Annotated in this window: 16 protein-coding genes; 7 read left to right on the top strand and 9 right to left on the bottom strand. The window is 69.7% G+C overall.

Annotated elements, in window-relative coordinates; translation table 11 throughout:
* Positions 1 to 469 precede the first annotated feature (469 nt).
* Positions 470 to 757 carry a dsRBD fold-containing protein gene (locus tag ABZ863_RS03075; protein WP_358530556.1) on the top strand — a complete coding sequence of 96 codons (288 nt, stop codon included), beginning with the start codon at positions 470 to 472 and terminating at the stop codon, positions 755 to 757.
* Between the two features lie 41 nt (positions 758 to 798).
* On the opposite strand, the gene ABZ863_RS03070 is transcribed toward ABZ863_RS03075, so the two are convergent.
* Positions 799 to 1,668, bottom strand: a complete 870-nt coding sequence (locus ABZ863_RS03070) for a universal stress protein (protein ID WP_358530554.1) — start codon at positions 1,666 to 1,668, stop codon at positions 799 to 801.
* Between the two features lie 143 nt (positions 1,669 to 1,811).
* Between ABZ863_RS03070 and ABZ863_RS03065 the strand changes: the two genes are divergently transcribed.
* On the top strand, positions 1,812 to 2,480 hold the full coding sequence (locus ABZ863_RS03065) for a phosphoribosyltransferase family protein (RefSeq protein ID WP_358530552.1): 669 nt from the start codon (positions 1,812 to 1,814) through the stop codon (positions 2,478 to 2,480).
* 129 nt (positions 2,481 to 2,609) lie between these two features.
* On the opposite strand, the gene ABZ863_RS03060 is transcribed toward ABZ863_RS03065, so the two are convergent.
* From ABZ863_RS03060 to ABZ863_RS03035, 6 genes are all read right to left on the bottom strand, one after another.
* Positions 2,610 to 3,419, bottom strand: a complete 810-nt coding sequence (locus tag ABZ863_RS03060) for an SRPBCC domain-containing protein (RefSeq protein WP_358530550.1) — start codon at positions 3,417 to 3,419, stop codon at positions 2,610 to 2,612.
* A 76-nt stretch (positions 3,420 to 3,495) separates the two neighbouring features.
* Entirely contained in the window at positions 3,496 to 4,263 is a 768-nt protein-coding gene (locus tag ABZ863_RS03055) for a PPOX class F420-dependent oxidoreductase (protein WP_358530548.1), read from the bottom strand.
* A gap of 120 nt (positions 4,264 to 4,383) precedes the next feature.
* Positions 4,384 to 5,052 (bottom strand): hypothetical protein, encoded by a 669-nt coding sequence (locus ABZ863_RS03050; RefSeq protein ID WP_358530546.1) that lies wholly within the window; start codon positions 5,050 to 5,052, stop codon positions 4,384 to 4,386.
* A 61-nt stretch (positions 5,053 to 5,113) separates the two neighbouring features.
* Positions 5,114 to 5,683 carry a helix-turn-helix domain-containing protein gene (locus tag ABZ863_RS03045; RefSeq protein WP_358530544.1) on the bottom strand — a complete coding sequence of 190 codons (570 nt, stop codon included), beginning with the start codon at positions 5,681 to 5,683 and terminating at the stop codon, positions 5,114 to 5,116.
* 57 nt (positions 5,684 to 5,740) lie between these two features.
* Positions 5,741 to 6,562 carry an ABC transporter permease gene (locus ABZ863_RS03040; protein ID WP_358530542.1) on the bottom strand — a complete coding sequence of 274 codons (822 nt, stop codon included), beginning with the start codon at positions 6,560 to 6,562 and terminating at the stop codon, positions 5,741 to 5,743.
* Positions 6,562 to 7,500 (bottom strand): ATP-binding cassette domain-containing protein, encoded by a 939-nt coding sequence (locus tag ABZ863_RS03035; RefSeq protein WP_358530540.1) that lies wholly within the window; start codon positions 7,498 to 7,500, stop codon positions 6,562 to 6,564. The genes ABZ863_RS03040 and ABZ863_RS03035 overlap by 1 nt, the downstream gene beginning before the upstream one ends.
* Before the next feature lie 91 nt (positions 7,501 to 7,591).
* Here ABZ863_RS03035 and ABZ863_RS03030 point away from each other — a divergent pair, with 91 nt between their 5' ends.
* Together ABZ863_RS03030 and ABZ863_RS03025 are read left to right on the top strand one after the other, a co-directional pair.
* Complete coding sequence (locus ABZ863_RS03030) at positions 7,592 to 8,344, top strand: TetR/AcrR family transcriptional regulator (RefSeq protein WP_358530538.1); 753 nt, start codon at positions 7,592 to 7,594, stop codon at positions 8,342 to 8,344.
* A 6-nt stretch (positions 8,345 to 8,350) separates the two neighbouring features.
* Entirely contained in the window at positions 8,351 to 8,635 is a 285-nt protein-coding gene (locus ABZ863_RS03025; protein WP_358530536.1) for a hypothetical protein, read from the top strand.
* Between the two features lie 282 nt (positions 8,636 to 8,917).
* Here ABZ863_RS03025 and ABZ863_RS03020 read toward each other — a convergent pair whose 3' ends face one another.
* Complete coding sequence (locus tag ABZ863_RS03020) at positions 8,918 to 10,105, bottom strand: ROK family transcriptional regulator (protein WP_358530534.1); 1,188 nt, start codon at positions 10,103 to 10,105, stop codon at positions 8,918 to 8,920.
* 337 nt (positions 10,106 to 10,442) lie between these two features.
* Here ABZ863_RS03020 and ABZ863_RS03015 point away from each other — a divergent pair, with 337 nt between their 5' ends.
* Positions 10,443 to 11,372: a sulfite exporter TauE/SafE family protein gene (locus ABZ863_RS03015; RefSeq protein ID WP_358530532.1), complete on the top strand. Its 930-nt coding sequence runs from the start codon at positions 10,443 to 10,445 to the stop codon at positions 11,370 to 11,372.
* Between the two features lie 55 nt (positions 11,373 to 11,427).
* On the opposite strand, the gene ABZ863_RS03010 is transcribed toward ABZ863_RS03015, so the two are convergent.
* Entirely contained in the window at positions 11,428 to 16,941 is a 5,514-nt protein-coding gene (locus tag ABZ863_RS03010; protein WP_358530530.1) for a carboxyl transferase domain-containing protein, read from the bottom strand.
* Between the two features lie 240 nt (positions 16,942 to 17,181).
* Between ABZ863_RS03010 and ABZ863_RS03005 the strand changes: the two genes are divergently transcribed.
* Both ABZ863_RS03005 and ABZ863_RS03000 read left to right on the top strand, forming a co-directional pair.
* Complete coding sequence (locus ABZ863_RS03005; protein ID WP_358530528.1) at positions 17,182 to 17,970, top strand: IclR family transcriptional regulator; 789 nt, start codon at positions 17,182 to 17,184, stop codon at positions 17,968 to 17,970.
* A gap of 83 nt (positions 17,971 to 18,053) precedes the next feature.
* On the top strand, positions 18,054 to 19,127 hold the full coding sequence (locus tag ABZ863_RS03000) for an ABC transporter substrate-binding protein (protein ID WP_358530526.1): 1,074 nt from the start codon (positions 18,054 to 18,056) through the stop codon (positions 19,125 to 19,127).
* Positions 19,128 to 19,296: the final 169 nt, after the last annotated feature.

Raw genomic sequence — 19,296 nt, 5'->3', positions numbered from 1 at the left:
TCATTGTCGTGCAGTGTTGCGACTGTGGGCAACTCCCATTCGAGGGCAGCCGGCGACGATCGCGCGGCCCTGTCAGGAAAGGAGTTGACGACACGACCCGCAACACTGCGCCCAACGAGTGAAATGACAGCGAGACCTGCGGACGTGAATTGTTCTCCGGCGTAGAATCGTCGGCCCCTGCCCTGACCGGCGCACGACAGTGCCCCAAACAGTCCACTGTGTACGATTGGCGGCGGTTCGTTCCGATTGGTGCGGCACTGTCCACATCGATCTGCTGTCCGGTACAGACGGCATCGACGTCCGCACCGACAGTGAGCCGAATGGCTCACTCACGATACCCGCCCGCCAACGTCCCCCTAGGGTCTTTCGTCCCCACACCGCACCGCAAGTCTTCCACAATGAGGACGAACGACCCTAGGTCCTCGACCTCGGTGCCTGCGACCGTGAATGCAGCATTCGGAGGACGAAAATGGCACGACTGTCACAGTGGACGATCTCGGTCGTCCTGGACGAGAAGAACGGCACCACACGCGCCCGGGTCCGGCTCGGCGACGCCGACGGCAACCATTTCGACGGTATCGGCCTCGCGGACCGGGAGATCGATGTTGCCCGCGTCCCACAGGTGGCAGGCGAGCTGGCTCTCGCCAGGGCGCTGACGGACCTGACGGAGGAGCTGCTGACGGCCATCGCGGCCGACCTCGAATCGGCAACGGTCGACCCGGCATTCGGCGCGACGCAGGACACGCTGCGCCGCTGAGGTGGCACCCGGCGCCCCTGATCCATTGTGGAGTTGTCAAGTCACGGGCGAACGACCAGCACCGGGCACGCGGCATGGCGCAGCAACGCCCGGCTGGTGGAGCCGAGCAGCGACCCCGTGAACCCACCGCACCCCCGGTTGCCGACGACCACCAGCCGGGCGGCGCGGGAACGCTCGATGAGCTGGTGCCGGGGCCTTTCCCGCACCACGACCGGCTCGACCTGCACATCCGGGTACTTCTCCTGCCAACCGGCGAGCCGCTCGGCGAGCGGCCGTTGGTCGTCGGTGACGAACGCGTGGGTCCTGTTGAACACGCTCTCGTACTCGGCGTCGAGCCACGCGTGCACTGCCACCAGGGGTGCCACACGGGCAGAAGCCTCCTCGAAGGCCACCGCGATGACGCGTTCACTGATCGGGCTGCCGTCGACGCCGACCACGACGGGCCCCTCCGCGGCGGGCTCGGCGGCACCGGCGGGGTGGCGCACGACCACGACCGGGCAGGCGGCGGACGCAGCCGTCCCCATCGCGGTGGAACCGGCGAGCATCCCGGTGAAGCCACCGAGCCCGGAAGCGCCGAGCACGATCATGCGTGCGTCCGGGGACAGCGCGATGAACACCGGCGTCGGTGCCTCGTCGCGGGTCGCCACCCCGATGTCGGCGATGAGCGCCGTCGCTCTGGCCTGCTCGGCCGCCGCGGCGACGAGCTCGGCGCTGCCCTGTTCCACCGCCTCGTGTAACTCCGCCGCCAGGGTGGCGTCGCCGCTGTAGTACCGCGCGGACAGGCCGTACGCGTGCACGATCCGCAACGGCAGGCGGCGCTGCCCGGCCAGCTCCGCCGCCCACCGCACGGCCTGCCCGGAGGCCTCGGATCCGTCGACGCCGACAATCACCGCGCCTACCGCGTCGTTCATGTACGCCTCCCTGCCCTCCTCGCTCATGACTGGTTCCGGAGAGTAGGCACGCTTTCGGCATGGTCGCTGGGGTCGTTGGTCCCGCCGCACCCAGGGACCTTCGGCCCTTCACCCTCAGCCGAAGCCCCGCCCAGGATCGGGTCATGGAGTTCGAGAACCGCCGGGCAGCCGGTCGCGAACTCGCGCAGCGACTGGGAAATCTGAGGGCCTACCAGCCGCTCGTCCTCGGCCTGCCCCGCGGTGGGGTGATCGTCGCCAAGGAGATCGCCGATGCGCTCGACGCACCGCTGGATGTGCTGCTTGTCCGCAAGATGGGCGCACCAGGGCGGCCGGAGCTCGCCATCGGCGCCGTCGGTGAGGGCGGCGTGCTCGTCACCAATGACGATCTGGTGCAGCAGCTGCGGCTGAGCAGCGCGGATATCGACGCAGCCGCCAATCGCGAACGGGTGCGGCTGGACCAGCTCGGCACGCAGCTGCGGCAGGGCACGCCGGCACTGGCGGTGGCCGGGCGAACGGTCGTGCTCGCCGACGACGGCATCGCCACCGGCGCGACCGTCAGGGCCGCGTTACAGGTTCTGCGGGCACGCGGCGCCAGCCGTATCGTGCTCGCCGTTCCGGTCGCGCCAGCCGACGTACTCGAAGAGCTCTCCCGGGAAACCGACCGCACCGTGTGCCCCAACCCGCGGGTGTGGATGCGCGCCGTCGGCAACTGGTACCGCGACTTCGCCGAGGTCTCCGATGCCGAGGTCATCGCATTACTGCACGACCAGCGCAGGCCGCAGCAGGTCACCGGAACCCAGCCGGAAGGCTGAGCTCGCAAACACACTCGTCGCGCTCCGGCGTGGAGTGGCCACAGTGGACACTCCAGCGGCAGGACTCATCGAAAGCTACGGGGTCCGCACCGGAGTCGACCTCACCAAGCTTGCCGAGACCAGCACAGTTCAGGCTGGTAGTGGCAGGGTTCGGCCGGTTTCCAGGAGGGTCTTGAGGTTGGACAGGAGCTCTGGCCAGCCGGTGCTGCAGGCACGCAGCATCTCCGTTTCCCCTTCGAAGCCGTGCTGGATGACGGTCAGCTTGACGGTCTCGCCCACGGGCTCCAGCTCGAACGTCACGGTGGACAGCTGCTCCTGCTGCAACTGCGCGAGCCGCTCCGGTGACCAGCCGAACAGCTCGGCGTGCTCGGGCTGATAGTTGTGCCAGGTGTAGGACAGTCGGCGGTACGGATCGGCCTCCACGACGACCTGGCCCAGGTCACGGGGCTCCTCCCCCGGCGCCATCTGCCACAACACGGGCGACCCGGTACGCCAGTCGGACCGCGGCCCCGTGCCGCCCCAGTAGCGGCGGGTGAACTCCGGTTCGGTGAGCGCGCGCCAGAGCTTCTCCGGCGTGGTGTTGATGTAGCTGACGTGGACGAACTCCGGCTTGCCCATGTGTTCTTCCTCCAGTGCGTTCTTGAGGTCGGCGAGCGCCTGTATCCGGTCGCGCTCGTAGCGACCGATCCAGCGCTGCCCGATCTCCTCGATGGGCGCGGCGTTGAGGTAGTGCAGCTTCTGCCTGCCGTGCCGGACCGTCGTGACCAGGTCCGCGGCCACGAGCACCGCGAGATGCTTGGTGACCGCCTGCCTGGTCATGTCCTGTCCCGCGCACAGCTCTCGCAGGCTCTGGCCGTTTCGGGCACGCAACCGGTCGAGCAGAGCCCGGCGGCTGGCGTCGCTGAGCGCCTTGAACACCGCGTCCGTATCGGTCGTCATCGGTACAGGCAACCTTTTAGTTGCATGACTGCATAATAGGCAACCGTCGGGTTGCCCGTCAAGCGGTCCCGGCCTATCAGGTGAGCGTGAGTTCGAAGTGGACAGTACGCCCGGTCTTGGCGCGGGCGAGGCGGTGCACGAGTGGTACGAGCACGCCGTGCAGGAACGGATGCTTGCGACGCAGCATCCGGGCGGCGTGCCGGTACTCCGCCCCGTCGAGCAGCCGCATCTTGGCGGGTGTTCCGGGACCGGTCGGCGTGCCCAGCCCCGTGGACGGCGTGACCACCACACGGGGATCCCGCCGCAGCCGCCGGGTCTTCAGCGACTTCTCGAAACTGCGGATGTAGGCGTGGTCGCCGTCGACGGCGATGCTCACCGGGCTGCGGCCGGGCCTGCCGTCCTTCCGGTAGGTCGTGAGGCTGACGGTCTTCTGCCGCACGAACGGTGCCAGCTCCGGTACGGTCGCCGCCGTCACCGTGCCGACCATGTACCCGACGCCGCGCAGGTGCACTGCGAGCGCCACGGCAACAGTGACGGTCAGGGCGGCCGGCGCCAGCGCCCAGCCCGCACTGCCGCCTGCGTCCAGAGCGATGGCGTAGTCCACCGTTTGGATCAACAACGCCACACCGAACGCGGTGAGCACCGCCGCCAGCGCATCCGCCCACGCCAGTGCCAGCAGCAGGCCGAGACCGAGCCCGATCTGGAACGCGCCGACGCTGTGTGGGTCGAGCCCCGCGACCGCGGCGAACGAGCCCGGCGCGGCGAGCGCCCAGATCCCGGCCGCCAGCATCGCGAGCCCGGCCACCGCCGTCAGGACCCGCGTCACCCTCTGTTGTGCGGCCATTGCCTCCGACCTCCCGTTCTCTGCTGCCACGCGTTGGTGTCCGAGCCGTTGACGAGGCAGGCGGCCGGAACGTGACACGGGGCAGCGGAGATGTCCACACCGGACGGACAGGGGCTTCGGTCAGCCGCGCCGCGCGCGCTGGAGCGCGGGCCCGAACCTCTTGCGCACGGCACGCCAGGACGCGGCGATCTCCGCACGCCGTTGCGGCTCGACTGGTTCACGATGTCCTTCGCCCTGGAACGACAGCAGGGTCTGCACGACCCTGGCCACGACATCGGGATGGCCGAGCGGGACCGGGGGCTCGACGCGCACCGCCGGGTCGCCCGCGCGGCTCACGAAGCAGACCACCCGGATGTCGCGTGCGGTCAGCTCGCGGCGCAGCGGCTCGGTCTCGGTGTTCCACCAGTCCGCGATCGCGGTGTAGACGTCGGCCGGCGGGGCGGTCTCGCCGGCCGGCGCCGGATCGACCGCGATCACCGAGCGCACCAGAGCGGCGTGCTCCCACGCCAGCCGCAGCGCGTGCCGTGCGGCGCTTCCCGCAGCCACCAGATGGGCTCGGTGATCCAGACCGCGCAGGACATCCTCCACCGTCTTCCCGTACCGGGCGTCGGCGGGGAGGCGGCACCACCCGACACGAATGTGCTCGGCGAGCGGTCGCCAGGTGGCCGGCAGTTCGTCGTGCTTGGCCTCGCCCGCCGGGTCCAGCACGAGCACGATCGGGCCACCACCGGGCCCCTGCCAGACGAGCGGGGGTCCTGCCGCGCGAATCTCGTCGTCGAACTCACGCACGCGTCCCACCTCCACGGCACGCGGCGTACCCGCGCATCCGGGCAGGGAAACGGCCGTGCTGTCAATCCCCGTGGTCGGCCAGCGCACCCTGGAGGAAGATCGAGGTGATGGCGGCACTGGCTTCCTCGACACCCAGCCTGCCCTGGTTCACCCGATTCGCCGCGCCTTCCAGCAGCCCGGTGTAGGCGTCGATGAGCAACTCGATGTTCAGGTCGCGGCGGAAAACGCCCTCCTCGGCTCCTCTGGCGAACAGCGCCGCGAAGGGCGCGGTCAGCCCCACGCGCGCCTGCTCCTCCTGCTCGGCGGTCTTGTCGAGCATGGTCAGCGCCCGGTACTTGCTCGTCGCCGCGATGACCGCGCGGGTCAGCCTGGCCAGCGCCTCGGCAACGGGTGCCTCGTCGGGCTTGGCGTCGGCGATCCGGGTGGCGAGGTCGGTGGTGGCCGTGTCGACCAGTGCCTGCAGCAGCGCATCGCGGTTCGGGAAGTAGCGGTACAGCGTGGCGCGGGCGACGCCGGCGGCCTTGGCGATGTCGCCCATGCTCGCGCCCTCACCGCGTTCGGCGAGGACGCGTGCGGCGATCTCCAGGATTCCGGCCGCGACGTGGTCGCGCAGGGCAGGGCTTCGCGTCATCGCCGACAGACTACATCGCTGCCACCTACTGCGACATCGTTGACTCTTATTGAGACATCACCGTTGCGCGACCTTGCGCCGGAAGAGCCTGCCGGTGACCGGCACGAGCACTAGCAGAATGCCGGCCCACCACGCTACGGCGAGCCAGCCGGTGTTGCCGATCGGGACGCCCACGAACAGCCCGCGCACCGCGTCCACCATGACGCTCACCGGCTGGTTCTCCGCGATCACGCGGAGCACCTCGGGCATGGTGCTCGGCGGCACGATCGCGCTGCCGAGGTAGGGGACGAACACCAGTGGCATGGCCAGGCCGCCTGCGCCCTCGACGGTCTTGGCGACCAGCCCGATCATCGCCGCGAGCCACGACACCGCCACGACGAAGAGTGCGAGCAGACCCAGCGCGGCGAGCCAGTCGACGAACCCGGCCTCTGGCCGGAAACCGACGAGTAACCCGGCCCCGACCATGACGCCGATCGACACCCCGTTGCGCAGCAGCGCGGCCGCGACATGTCCGATGAGCACCGCGGAGCTGAGCATCGGCATCGACCGGAACCGCTCGACGATGCCTTCGAGCATGTCGTTGCACACGGCCACGCTCGTGGACGTCACGTTGAACATCACCGAGATCACGATGATGCCCGAGAGCACGTAGTTGACGTAGGTGACATCGCCCGTGGCGACCGCGCCGCCGAACAGGTAGCGGAAGATCAGCAGCTGCATCACGGGCAGGAACAACATGACCATCATCTGCTCGGGGCTGCGCGTGATGTGCCGGAGGCTACGGCCGATCAGCACCCGCGCATCGGTGAGTGCCCAGCTGAGCGGGGCGCCGCGGGTCACCGGGGTCGTGACGGAGACCGGTGTGGTCGTCGTGGTCATCATCGGTCTCCCGCAGGTCGTCCGGTCAGGGTCAGGAAGACGTCGTCCAGGGTGGGTTCCGCGACGAACAACCGTTCGGGTCGCACCCCGGAGTCCGCGAGCCGGTCGAGGACACGCTTGACGTCCGAGGCGTGATCGACCGCCACGCTGACGGTCAGTTCCCGGTCCGCGCGGGGCTGGTCGGCGCCGAGCGCCGTCAAGGCGGCGCCCACCGAGCGCTGGTCCGCGAAGGTGAGTTCGAGGCGCTCGGCGCCGACCCGCTGCTTGAGCTGGGTCGCCGTGCCCTCGGCGACGACACGGCCACCGTCCACCACCGCGATCTGGTCGGCGAGCTGGTCGGCCTCCTCGAGGTACTGGGTGGTGAGCAGCACGGTCACGCCGCCGGCCAGCAGCTCGCGCACGGTCTGCCACATCTCCCCTCGGCTGCGTGGGTCGAGCCCGGTGGTCGGCTCGTCGAGGAACAGCACCGGTGGCGCGGTGATGAGGCTGATCGCGAGGTCGAGCCGCCGCCGCATGCCGCCGGAGTAGGTCTTGACCTGCCGATCGGCCGCGTCGCTCAGGCCGAACCGGTCGAGGAGCTCCCGCGAGCGTGCGCGCGCGGCCGCAGGCCGGAGCCGGAAGAGCCTGCTCATCATGACGAGGTTCTCGTAGCCGGTGAGCAACCCGTCGACGGCAGTCTGCTGGCCGGTGAGCCCGATCGACCGGCGTACACCCGTGGCCTGTGTCGCGACGTCGTAGCCGTTGACCGTGGCCGTGCCCCCGTCGTATGTCAGCAAGGTGCTCAGGATGCGCACGGCGGTGGTCTTGCCCGCGCCGTTGGGGCCGAGCAACGCCAGCAGGCTCCCCCGCTCGACGCGCAGATCGACCCCCTTGAGCACCTCCACCGCGCCATAGGACTTGCGCAGCCCGCTCACCTCGATCGCGTACCCCGGATCCATCAACCCTCCAGCTAATTGTGTATTGCCTACACGATTGGTATAAGTGATACACAGTTTTAGGATGGTCGTCAAGCACGGCGAGTGGAGGACGATGCCAGCAGATCCACGGAAGCGTCTCGAGCTGCTCTGGGGCAGCTCAACGCCGAAACGTCCAGGCCCGAGGCCGAAGCTGACGGTGGACCAGATCGTGGCCACCGCGATCGGCATAGCCGACGCCGAGGGCATCGAGGCCGTCTCCATGCAGCGGGTGGCTACGGAGCTCGGCTACACGACCATGTCGCTGTACCGCTACGTACCCAGCAAGGAGCAGCTGGTCGAGGTCATGCTCGACCGGGCGGGCGAGGCGCCACCGCCACCCGGCGACGACGAACAGAGCTGGCGAAGCGAACTCGAGAACTGGGTCGACGGCGTGTGGGCGATGTACCTGCGCCACCCCTGGGTACTCCAGGTCCCGATCACCGGCGCGCCCTCGGGACCCAACCAGCTCGCCTGGTTCGACGCGGGCCTGCGACCGCTCGTCCGGGCAGGCCTGCGGGACGGCGATCTCATGGCGACGATCCTGTTCCTGCTCGGCGCTGTGCAGCAGCTGGCGCAGCTGTCCGTCAGCATGAGCACCGCCCGTACCGAGGCGGGGGTGACCATGGCCGAAACGCAGGCCGGCTACAACGCCATACTCCAGGAGTTCGTCAGCGCTGAGCGGTTCCCGACGCTCGCGAAGCTGACCAGCGCCGGCGTGTTCGCCCCGACGGGCCTGCCGGACGAAGGTCTCGACATCGACCTGAAGTTCGGGGTACAGCGGGTGCTGGACGGCATCGAAAGCTACGTACAAACCGGCACCAGCTGACGCCCAGTGCGCGAGTCCCCCGCCCAAGCACGCGAGTCCCCCGCCGGGGCACGCGAGTTGCCCGCCGGGGCGCACGAACTGCCCGCCCAGGCACGCGAGTCCCCCGCCGGGGCACGCGAGTCCCCCGCCCAGGCACGCGAGTTGCCCGCCCAGGCACACGAGTTGCCCGGTGGGGCACGCCAGTTCCCCAGCCCGGCGCGCGAGCGGCCCCCGCTGGGGCACGCGAAGTGCCCGCTGGCGCGCACATCCGGCCCGCTCAGGCGTGCTTCAGCGGCGCAGTCGCGCGCCTGAGCACGCACGCGATCCAGCGGGCAGTTCGCCGACCGGAACGGGCAACACGCGCACCCGAGCGGGCCATTCACCGACCGGAACGGGCAACTCAGCTACCCAGGCGGGCAACTCGCGCGCCGGAACGGGGGACTCGCGGTGCGGAAATCGGTACGAATTCTCCCGACGGGTAACTAACGGGAATTCCGATATTGTCCGCCAGGCCCGTGTGCTTCGGACCGGAACCCCATTAGCTACCGAATTGCGGAGACCCCGCCACCCATTACCAATACAAAAGGGTCCGGATCACGCGCCGAGAATTGACAGGGGGTGGTCGTAGAGCTGCGTGAGCAGACCGGTGCAGGCGGCCATGGCCTGCACGTCCGGGCCGAAGCGGGTCACCTCGACGAGGTCCGTGCCCGGTAACGCCGTCGTCCCGGCGAACGCGTCCAGCAGTTCCCCGAGGTAATCGGGCGCGTCGGTAATGGCCTGCCCGCCCAGTACGACCAGTTCCGGATTGACGACGTCGCGCACGATCCCCACCGCTCTGCCCAGCGCACGGGCCCGTTCGACGAGAATGCGGTCGGCGGCGGCGTCACCGGCCTCGGCGGCGGCTCGCAGCAGCCGGATGTCCGGCTTGTCGATCACCCCGGCCCGCTGGGCCTGCTCGACCACGCTGCGCTCGGCGACCGTCGCCTCCAGACACCCGGTCCGGCCACATGAACACGGTACGGAGCTGCCGATCGGCAGGTGCGCGATGCTGCCCGACAGACCTGGCCCGCGGTGCAGCACGCCGTCCACGGACAGCGCAACCCCCACCATCTCGCGCGCGTAGAAGTACAGCGAGCTCTGCGCCCGGCCCGCCGCGCCGAACAGCAGCTCCGCCGTGGCCATGGCGGGCACGTGCCCATCGAGGTGCACGGGCAACCCCGTGACCTCCTCCAGCACGGCCCGCGCCGGTACCCCCCGCCAGCCGAGCGGTTCGTGCTGCAGCAGCCCACGCTCGGCGTCCACCTGGCCACCGACGGCGAGACCGATACCGATGATCTTGCGGTCGGTCCAGTTCCGCAGGAACGCGCCCACCTCGAGTGCGATCCGCTGGAGTACCTCCTGTGGCTCACCTGCCGGGGTCGGCATCCGCTCGCTGTCGAGCAGGCGGCCGCGCAGGTTCGTCAGGCCGTACGTGGTCGTGGTGATCCCGATGTGCACGCCACACGCCGCGATGACCTCGTCGTTGAGATCCACCGGCACGGTCGGCCTGCCGACCTCCCGCGTCACGGACACGCCCGGCACCTCGCGCAGCAGCTCCAGCTCGGCCAGCGCGCTGACCTGCCGGCTCACCGTGGGCATGCTCAGCGACGTCAACCGCGCGATCGCCGCACGCGACAACGGACCGTCCGTCCGGATCGCACCGAGCACCGCGGCCGCGTTCGACTCGCGCACCCCACCGGCACCCGGTATGTCCCGCACGGCCGCCGGCAACTTCTTCACCACACCAGACCTCGCTTTCTTCACGGCTGAAACCAATACACCGGAACCGGCCGTGTCAATGGATTCCGCCACGCGAGACAACGGGACTCATTTATTTTCAGAGGTTTACAAAATTGCGCCATATGACCCACGACTCAGAATGTGGGAATTGGTGGACCATCCTGTGGACGTTCTGCCACGATCGGGTGCGTGGGCAGCCATTCGACGCCGCTGATCCAGCGGTTGCACATCGACCTGCTGCGCGTGAACTCGGCCCTGTGCCGGCTGAGCTGACGCCCGTCCCTGCCCCTGCCCGGCGGCGCTGACCGCCCGCGGCCCCATATCTGAAGCTGAGGTCAGCATGCAAACACTCCTGCTGTTCGGACTCGCCGGGTTCCTCGCCCAGCTCGTCGACGGCTCGCTGGGCATGGCGTTCGGCGTGACGGCCACGACCACCCTGATCGCAGTGGGTGCAGCGCCCGCGGTCGCGTCCGCCGCCGTGCACCTCGCCGAGGTCGGAACCTCGCTGGCGTCCGGTGTCTCGCACTGGAGGTTCCGGAACATCGACTGGCGCACAGTGGGCATCCTCGCCGCTCCCGGCGCCATCGGCGCTGTACTCGGAGCCTACGTGCTGACCTCGCTGTCCACCGAGTCCGCGTCCGTCTGGATCACCACGATCCTGTTGCTGCTCGGGCTCTACGTGCTCATCCGCTTCGCGTTCCTCAAGCTGGGCAAGCTCGTCACGAGCAAGCGGCCCGGCGTGCGGTTCCTCGCCCCGCTGGGCCTGGTCGCCGGGTTCGTCGACGCCAGTGGCGGAGGCGGCTGGGGACCGGTCGCCACCACGACACTGCTGTCCTCCGGCCGGCTCGAACCGCGCAAGGTCGTCGGCTCGGTCGACACCTCGGAGTTCATCGTGGCGCTGGCCGCGAGTGTCGGCTTCCTCTTCGCGCTGTCGGACGAGCACGACCTGAACTACACAGTGGTCGCCGGGCTCATGCTCGGTGGCGTGCTCGCCGCGCCGCTCGCGGCGTGGCTGGTGCGGCGGCTGCCGCCGCGTGTGCTCGGCGCGGCGGCCGGTGGCCTCATCGTGTTCACCAACGCGCGCACCCTGCTCAGCTCCATCGACGCCCCGGCGGGCTGGACGACCGCCGCGCTCACCGCCATCGGCATCCTCTGGGCCGTGGGGCTCGCGGCGGCGATTCGCTCGGTAAGGGAGGAGAAGCGCGTCAACGCCCTCGCTGGGGAGTCCGACATCGACGACGAGGACCCCGCGCGCGTCAGCACCCGCTGACCGACAAGGAATACTGCGGGCCCCTCTTCCGTGGAAGGGGGGCCCGCACTGCGTTTTATTCCGCCAGGCCGCGCTCGATGGCCGCGATGATCTGCGGGCGCAGCTCGTCAGGCTGGATGACGGCGTCGACGGAACCCACCTGCACGGCACGCTGAATGCTGTGCACCCCGTCGAACTCCGCGGCCACTTCACCCAGCTTCTCGGCCCGCACCGCGGAACGGACGTCGGCGAGCTGGGTGCTCAGCAGCGCCCGCTCGCCGCCTGCCGCCTCGGCGATCCGCGCCTCGATCTCCCGCACCCGCTCGTCGGCGGCTGTACGTGCGTTGACCTCTCCTGCGAACACCACGGCGGCGGCGGGCGCGCCGCCGATGACGGACGCGAAAGAGCCCTCGACCGCCAGCACCGTCATATTCGGGTTGAGTGCCTTGGAGAACACCACGAAGGCGCCGCCGTGATAACGGGAGATCACGCAGAACACGATCGGACCTGAGAAGTTGACGATGGCCCTGCCGATCTCCGCGCCGTACTCCAGCTGGAGCTTGCGCATGGACTCGGGCGAGCCGTCGAAACCGGACAGATTGGCCAGTACGACCAGCGGCCGGTTGCCGCTCGCCGCGTTGATCGCCCTGGCGGCCTTCTTCGACGACCGCGGGAACAACGTGCCCGCGGTGTAGGTGTCCGGGCCGTCGGTGGGCGGGAAGCCGCGCCGCGGCACCGAACGCGACTCGATGCCGACCAGGCACACCGGCCAGCCCCCGAGGTGCGCGTCCTGAACGACGGCGGTCTCGGCATCAGCCATGCCGGCCCAGCGTTCCAGCACCGGATGATCCTGGTCGGCCACCGCCCGCATGACGGTGCGGATGTCGAAGGCCTTCTTGCGGTCCGGGTTGAACTCGCGCGAGAAGATCTCGCCGACGGTGCTGAAGTCGCTGCCGACCACGTTGTGCGGGAAGTCCGATACGTCGCGGTCGTGGGGATCGGTGGTCTCGGCCCTGCGCGGCCCGCTCTCCCCCGGGAGCACATAGGTGTGGTCGTAGTGGGACATGAGCACATCCCGGGCCCCGGCGAGGTCCTTGGCCCAGTACTGCGCCTGGCCGTTGGGCCCCATCACCCGGTCGTACCCGCCGATACCGAAGTTGTCCTCCGCCGACACGCCGCCGGAGAAGTCCAGCGACTGCTTGCCGGTGAGCACCATGGCCGAATCCGGCGTCATCACCAGGATTCCCTTGGTGTGCATGAGCATCGTCGCTTCAGCGTTCCAGTACGGCTGCGCCCCGACGTTGATGCCGGCGACCACGATGTTGATCTCGCCGCCGTCCTGGGTGAAGTGCACGATGCGCTTGAGTGCGGCAGCGACCCAGTCCATGTTCTCGGTGCCGGAGTTCATCGCGATCCGCGCGCCGGCCGACAGCGCGAACCACTCGACCGGCACCCGCATCCGTTCGGCGAGGTCGAGCGCACCGATCACTCGCGCGCACTCCGGTTCGGACAGCGCGCCGAGCGCCTTCGTCGGGTCGCCGAGCAGCACCACCCGCGTGAGTCCCTCCGGGTACCGCGGCGTCGGCGTCGTCACCACACCCGCGACGATGCCCGCCTTGTTCTGCCCCTTCGGCCGCTCCACCTGCACCAGGGCGCCGGTGTCGTCGAGGTCGTACTCGACGAAGGTGCCGCCCTGACCGGCGAGCAGTCCGGTGAGCTCGTAGGGGTAGACGGTGTCCCGCCGCCTGGCGCGCAGCACCTTCTGGCCGTAGTCGTCCAGTGGCTGGATGAGCTCGGTGGGCGGCGCGGTCACGCTGATGCGGACACCCGAGCCGATCGTGTAGGAGATGCGCACGGCGATCTCGCGCAGCTCGCCGCTGTCGGCGTCGCGCTGGCGGCCGAGGAAGAGCACCTCCTCCAGGCCCGCGCCCGCGGTGGTGGGCACGACCCGCCGCGCGATCGCCGTGAGTTCGTCCAGCGTGAACTCGCTCGGCGGCCACACATAGAGCAGGACCCGGTTGGTGTCGAAGCGCTTCTTCGCCGGCCGCTGAGCCTGGACCTTGCGGATCGCGTCCAGGCACGCGTCGAGCGTGCCCTCCACGGCCGGCAACGCGAGCATCCGACCCTCCGCGTCGCGCAACGGCGTCAGGTCGCGGACCTGCGCCATCGCGACGAGCCGCTCGTCGGCGGGGTTTCTCGGCGCCACACACCGGAAGAGATGGACCTCCTCGTCGGCCGAGGGCAGCCCGGTCAGGTCGAAGTTCTGCCAGCGCGTCAGCTGCAGCCGCTGCGCGATGAGCGGGTGCAGCCCGCGGATCAGGCGTTCCTCGGCCAACCCGGTGCTCGACGGCCGGAACGTGAAGTGATGGTGCTTGGAAGCACCGCTGCGCCCGGCGACACTCACGGTCACCCTGCGTACCCGGCCCGGCAGGTCCACCGTGACCAGTACCTCACGCAACTGGGCTGACATCGCGCCGGCATCGGCAGGCTGGTCCGCCCAGGTGAGGTAGACGTCGGCCACCAGGTCGGCGCGCGCTGCCGCGTCACCCGCACCCGCGACCTCCGCGACGGCGTGCAGCGCCTCGGCCAGCTCGGTGAAGTCGGCGGCGGTGGCCACCAGCCGCAGCCGGCTGCCGTCGAGGTCGTACTCGGCGGTGACGCACGAGCGCCCCGCCACCCGCAGTCCGCGGACGTCCTGGAGCCTGCGACTGTGGTAGTAGCGGCGGCTCAGTACCTCCAGCAACGGTCCCTCGTCGGTACCCGGCCTGCCGATCCGCTGCCCGAGTACACGTACCAGCGGCTCGGGGCTCGCGACCATCGCCGCGATCCGCTCCTCCCGGTCCGGCGCGTCGGGATGCGCGTCGAGGTACCGCAGATGACCACGCACACCGGCGTAGATCTCGGCCCGGTTGCGGCGCAGCATGGGCTGGGCGAACCAGCGGAACACCAGGCTGCGCGCGAGGTCGCCGACCGCGGGGAAACGCAGCTGGGTGGCGACGATCAGGTGTTCGAGCACCTGGCCGACGGACTCACGCACCGAGTTGCCCGGCGCCGGTTCGGTGAGCCACTGCCGAAGCAGCGTCGTCACGATCACGACGTCGGAGGCCGCGCGCTGCTGGGCGAGGAAGATCCGGAAGACGGCGTCCTCCAGCGCCGGGCCCCGTTCGAGATCGGTGACACCGTAATGGCCGAGCACGCGGGTGAGCCGGCTCTGGAAGGTCTCCGACAACCCTGCCCGCTCGACGTCGAGGCTCTGCAGGTAGGTGTGGAAGTACTCGCGCGAACTGTGCACGCGGGTGTCGGCCCTGTTCTCCTCACCGGCCGGCCGGTTGCGGCTCAGTTCGGACAGGTCGGCGAACACACGCAGCAGCTCGACCTCACCGTCGACCGGCCGCGTCCCGGCAGCCGCCACCTCAGCACGGGCATCCAGGTAGGCGGCGAGCACCCGGCCCTGGTCGTGCGGGTCGACGTCGTAGCCGAGCAGAAGACTGCGCACGTCGGCCAGGCCACGGCGCACGCGCTCGGGCGCCGACACGCCGGTGGGCTCGGGCGGAAGCTCCAGGTCGGCGCCCGGCTGGGTGGCGGCTTCCGTGTCGGCGGCCTCGTCGGAGAGTGGTTCCAGCCGCAGCAGCGGCGCACCCGTCTCCACCTGGCTGCCGACCGAGACCGCGCGTTCCTTGAGGACGGCACGGAACGGCGCCCGCAGCACGGTCTCCATCTTCATGCTCTCCAGCACGAGCACCGGCGCACCCGCGGCGACCTCGGCGCCCGCCTCCACCGGCGTCGCCACCACGAGCGCGGGGGCGGGCGAGCGCACCACCCCGCCCTCGTCGCGGCTGATCCGGTGGGTCACGCCGTCGACCTCGACCAGGTGGATGGGCCCGTGGCTGCCGGTGACGAGGCGGAAACGCCTGCCGTTCAGAACGAGCTGACCGGCCCGCTCGTCGAACCGCTCGATCTCGACGTCCACCGGCCGCAGCTCGCCACCACTGTCGATGCCGACCCGGAAACGCCGCGACCCGACCCTGGCCACGCTCACCCGGTAGGTCGCACCCCGCAGCTTCAGGTCGATGGGCCTGCCGCTCTCGTGCTGGACCTGCGGGCGCCCACCGTAGGCGGTGGACAGCAGCCGCTGTTGCTCGGTGCGTTCCTCCTCCTCGTAGGCTTCGATGGCGGCCGCGGCGAGCGCGACCCCGGAGTGCTTGCTGGAGACGAGGCGGCCCTCGGCGCGGACCCGGTCGATCCAGCCGGTGTCCGCGCTGGCGTCGATCACCTCGGGCGCGCCGAGCAGGTCCAGCAGGAAGCTCTTGTTGGTGGCGCCGCCCTCGATGAGCACGGTGGTCTCGGACAGCGCGCGGCGCAGCCGGGCCAGCGCCTCGTCCCGGGTCCGGCCGTACGCGATGATCTTGGCGATCATCGAGTCGAAGTCGGCGGGAATGGTGTCGCCCTCGCTGACGCCGGTGTCCACCCGGATTCCGGGACCGGCAGGCAGATCGAGCAGTGCGATCCGGCCGGGCGCAGGCGCGAAGTCGCGATCGGGGTCCTCGGCGTTGAGCCGGGCCTCGATCGCGTGACCGACCTCGGCGGGCGGCTCACCGGTCAGTGTGCCCCCGGCGGCCACGTGCAGCTGCGCCTTCACCAGGTCCATGTCGGTGGTGGCCTCGGTGATGGGGTGCTCGACCTGCAGCCGGGTGTTGACCTCGAGGAAGGCGAAGAGTTTGTCCTGTGGGTGGTACAGGAACTCGACAGTCGCCGCCCCCTGGTAACCCACCGCGACCGCCAGCCGCTCGGCCGACGACTTCAGCTCGCCGGTCTGTTCGGGGCTCAGCAGCGGCGAGGAGGACTCCTCGATGACCTTCTGGTTGCGCCGCTGCACCGAGCAGTCGCGTACGCCCAGCGCCCACGCCGTGCCCTGCCCATCGGCGATGACCTGGACCTCGACGTGACGGGCACCGGTGACCAGCCGTTCGAGGAAGACCACGCCGCTGCCGAACGCGCGCTCGGCCTCCAGGCTGGTGCGCTCGAAGGCGTCCCGTAGCTCCTCGTCAGAGTTGATCACCCGGATGCCACGGCCGCCACCGCCGGCGGTCGCCTTGAGCATCAACGGGTAGCCGATCTCCTTGGCCGCCAGGAGGGCCGCGTCGAGGTTCTCGACCGCTCCCCTGCTCCACGGCGCCACGGGTACGCCGACCTCCTCGGCGATGAGCTTGGCGCCGATCTTGTCGCCGAGCTTGCGCATCGCCTCGGGGCTCGGGCCGATGAAGGTGACACCGAGCTTCGCGCACAGCTCCGCGAAGGCCGGGTCCTCGGCAACGAACCCCCAGCCGACCCATGCGGCGTCGGCCCCGGTCTCGACCAGCGCGCGCTCCAGTACCGCGAGGTCGAGGTACGGGCGATCCGCCGCAAGGCCGAGACAGTAGGCGTGGTCGGCCTCGCGGACGAATGTCGCGGTGCGGTCGGCGTCGGTGTAGAACGCGATCGTCTCAGTGGTTTCGCCGCGCGGCCCACCACCCGCGTTCAGCTCCCGGACAGCGTGGATCAGCCGCATCGCGGCCTCTCCCCGATTCACGATGGCGATGCGAGTGAACAAACCGGCAATCCTTACAACTCAGGCGGACGAACACACCGAAGGGCGACGTCCGGTTGCGCGGCCGTCGCCCATGCTTGAGCCCCACTTTCCCGGTTACCGACGGGTCCGGAAATGATCGGACTCACCACCAGCCGCGACCAAGCTTTGTAGAGTGTCGCCAAACACCCGCGGAGCCGGTCACCCCCAATCGTGCTCCCACGTGGCCTTCGTCGCAGCTCGCCACAACCTAGACTGCCCATCGTGAACGAGCGTCGGTCCGTGTTGCGCCGCGCGCTGCGGATACTGGACACGTTCTCCGACTCCGCGGCCGGGCTGAGCCTGTCGGAGATCAGCCGCCGCTCGGGCGTGCCGCTCACCACCACGCACCGCATCGTCACCGAGTTGCACGAATGGGGCGCGCTGGAACGCGACGACGGCGGCGACTACCGCATCGGCCTGCGGCTGTGGGAGGTCGCCGCGCGCGCCCCGCGGTCGGTGGGCCTGCAACGCATCGCCCTGCCGTTCATGCAGGACCTCTACGAGACGACCCGCCACGGCGTGCATCTGGCCGTGCGGGAGAAGGACGAGGTCGTCTTCGTCGAGCGGTTCGTCAGCCCCGAACGCGCCAGCGCGCGGCCCCGGATCGGCGGGCGCTACGCCATGCACGCAACGGCAGTGGGGCTCGTGCTCCTCGCGCACGCGCCCGTCGAGCTGCAGGAAGAGGTGCTGAGCAGGCCACTGGCCTCGTTCACCCCGCTGACCTACTCCAGCCAGCGGGAGCTGCGGCAGGTGCTGGCCACCGTGCGGCGCACCGGTTACGCCGTGAGTGACCGGCAGATCGATCCCGCCTTCCTGTCCGTCGCCGCGCCGATCCACGGGCCCGGCAACGCCGTGGTCGCGTCGCTGTCGCTGATCGTGCCGCACACCGAGTCCCACCGCCCGAGCCTCGGGCATCTCGTGCAGGCGACGGCACGCGGGATCTCCCGCGCGCTCGGCGCGCCGACCAAGCCGTTACCACACCAGCCTTCCGATATGCGGAAAGGCGGGTAGCCCCTGGGGCGGTGCACGGGTGAGTCTCTGCCCAGCCGGTCACAGGGCTGTGGCCGGTAGTACGGGAACTAGGAGACAAGATCGTGCCTACCCACTTCCTGACCTCATCGTCGCTGTCCAGGAGGTCTTTCCTCAGGCGTTCCGCACTGGCCACGGCCGCCGTGGCCGCGGGGCCCACGCTGCTGGCGGCGTGCGGCACCGACTCGGGCGGGTCGGGCGGCGGCGGCAAGGACGTCACGTTCCTCAGCTACCTCGCCCTGGAGACCCTGTCACTGGCGCCGGAGCTGCTCGCGGTGGCCGGTGGCCACTTCGCCAAGCACGGCCTCGACGTCACGCTCCAGCCGGTGAAGGGCTCGCCGCAGGCCATGCAGACCGTGCTCGCCGGGGTCGGCCCCATCACCCGGATCGGCCAGATCGACGTGATGAGCGCGGTGGCCGAGTCGAACCAGCCGCTGGTGAACATCGCCACCCTGACCCGCGGATCGTCGGTGCGCGTCGTGTACAGCTCCAAGGATCCGTTGGAGAAGCCGGAGGACTTCGTCGGCAAGACGATCGGTGTGCCGTCGGAGGGCGGTACGAGCAGCAAGGTCGTCTCGCTGGTGCTGGCCAACGCCGGTCTCGACCCGGCAAAGGCGCCGCGCCAGGTCGTCGGTCTGACGCCCGGCACGTTCAACCTGGTGCAGCAGGGCCGCATCGCCGGTTATGTCGTCAGCATCGACACCGCCAACATCGTGCTCTCGCAGCACGACGACGCCCGCGTGTTCGACCCGGGCACGGTCGTCAAGTCCGACTCCCAGGTCTATGTGGCCACGCGCGAGGGAATGGAAAAGGACCCCGAGGCGCTCAAGGCTTTCCTCGCCGGGATCCGGGACGCGGTCGCCGCCATGGTCGCGGACGAATCGCTGGACGAGACCATTGCGACGCTGCGTAAGGAGTATTCCTTCGCGACGTTGGACGACGACACGATCGCCAGGCAGAGCCTCACGATGAGCCGTGAGTTGTGGACTGGTGGCGATGCGTCGAAGCCGTTGCTGGTCACCGACGAAGCCGCCTGGGCCGCCGGTTACGACGAGCTCACTGCCGCAGGCGAGGCCAAGGCCGGCGGCGATCCCAAGACCTGGTTCGACAACAGCCTGCTGTCCGACGCCAAGGCCTGAGAACCGTACACGCAATTCGCCGGATACGCCAAAGGAGTCCGATGTCCGCACACAACCTCGAAACGCTCGAACCCGATCCGTCTGTTGTTTCTTCTGTGCCGGTCAAGTTGGAGTTGATTGGTGTGGGGAAGGAGTTTGTTACGAAGCGGGCGACGACGCGGGCGTTGCA

The sequence above is a fragment of the Saccharomonospora sp. NPDC046836 genome (genome assembly GCF_040645195.1).
GTDB lineage: Bacteria > Actinomycetota > Actinomycetes > Mycobacteriales > Pseudonocardiaceae > Prauserella_A.
This window is presented reverse-complemented; position numbering and strand designations above follow the sequence as displayed.

Bases quoted from the DNA above. Each gene is read 5' to 3' on its own strand.
- ABZ863_RS03035 (WP_358530540.1), bottom strand. From the start codon at position 7,500: ATGGATCCGGGGTACGCGATCGAGGTGAGCGGGCTGCGCAAGTCCTAT.
- ABZ863_RS03060 (WP_358530550.1), bottom strand. From the start codon at position 3,419: ATGACGACCGATACGGACGCGGTGTTCAAGGCGCTCAGCGACGCCAGC.
- ABZ863_RS03075 (WP_358530556.1), top strand. From the start codon at position 470: ATGGCACGACTGTCACAGTGGACGATCTCGGTCGTCCTGGACGAGAAG.
- ABZ863_RS03045 (WP_358530544.1), bottom strand. From the start codon at position 5,683: ATGACGCGAAGCCCTGCCCTGCGCGACCACGTCGCGGCCGGAATCCTG.
- ABZ863_RS03015 (WP_358530532.1), top strand. From the start codon at position 10,443: ATGCAAACACTCCTGCTGTTCGGACTCGCCGGGTTCCTCGCCCAGCTC.
- ABZ863_RS03030 (WP_358530538.1), top strand. From the start codon at position 7,592: ATGCCAGCAGATCCACGGAAGCGTCTCGAGCTGCTCTGGGGCAGCTCA.
- ABZ863_RS03070 (WP_358530554.1), bottom strand. From the start codon at position 1,668: ATGAACGACGCGGTAGGCGCGGTGATTGTCGGCGTCGACGGATCCGAG.
- ABZ863_RS03055 (WP_358530548.1), bottom strand. From the start codon at position 4,263: ATGGCCGCACAACAGAGGGTGACGCGGGTCCTGACGGCGGTGGCCGGG.
- ABZ863_RS03040 (WP_358530542.1), bottom strand. From the start codon at position 6,562: ATGACCACGACGACCACACCGGTCTCCGTCACGACCCCGGTGACCCGC.
- ABZ863_RS03065 (WP_358530552.1), top strand. From the start codon at position 1,812: ATGGAGTTCGAGAACCGCCGGGCAGCCGGTCGCGAACTCGCGCAGCGA.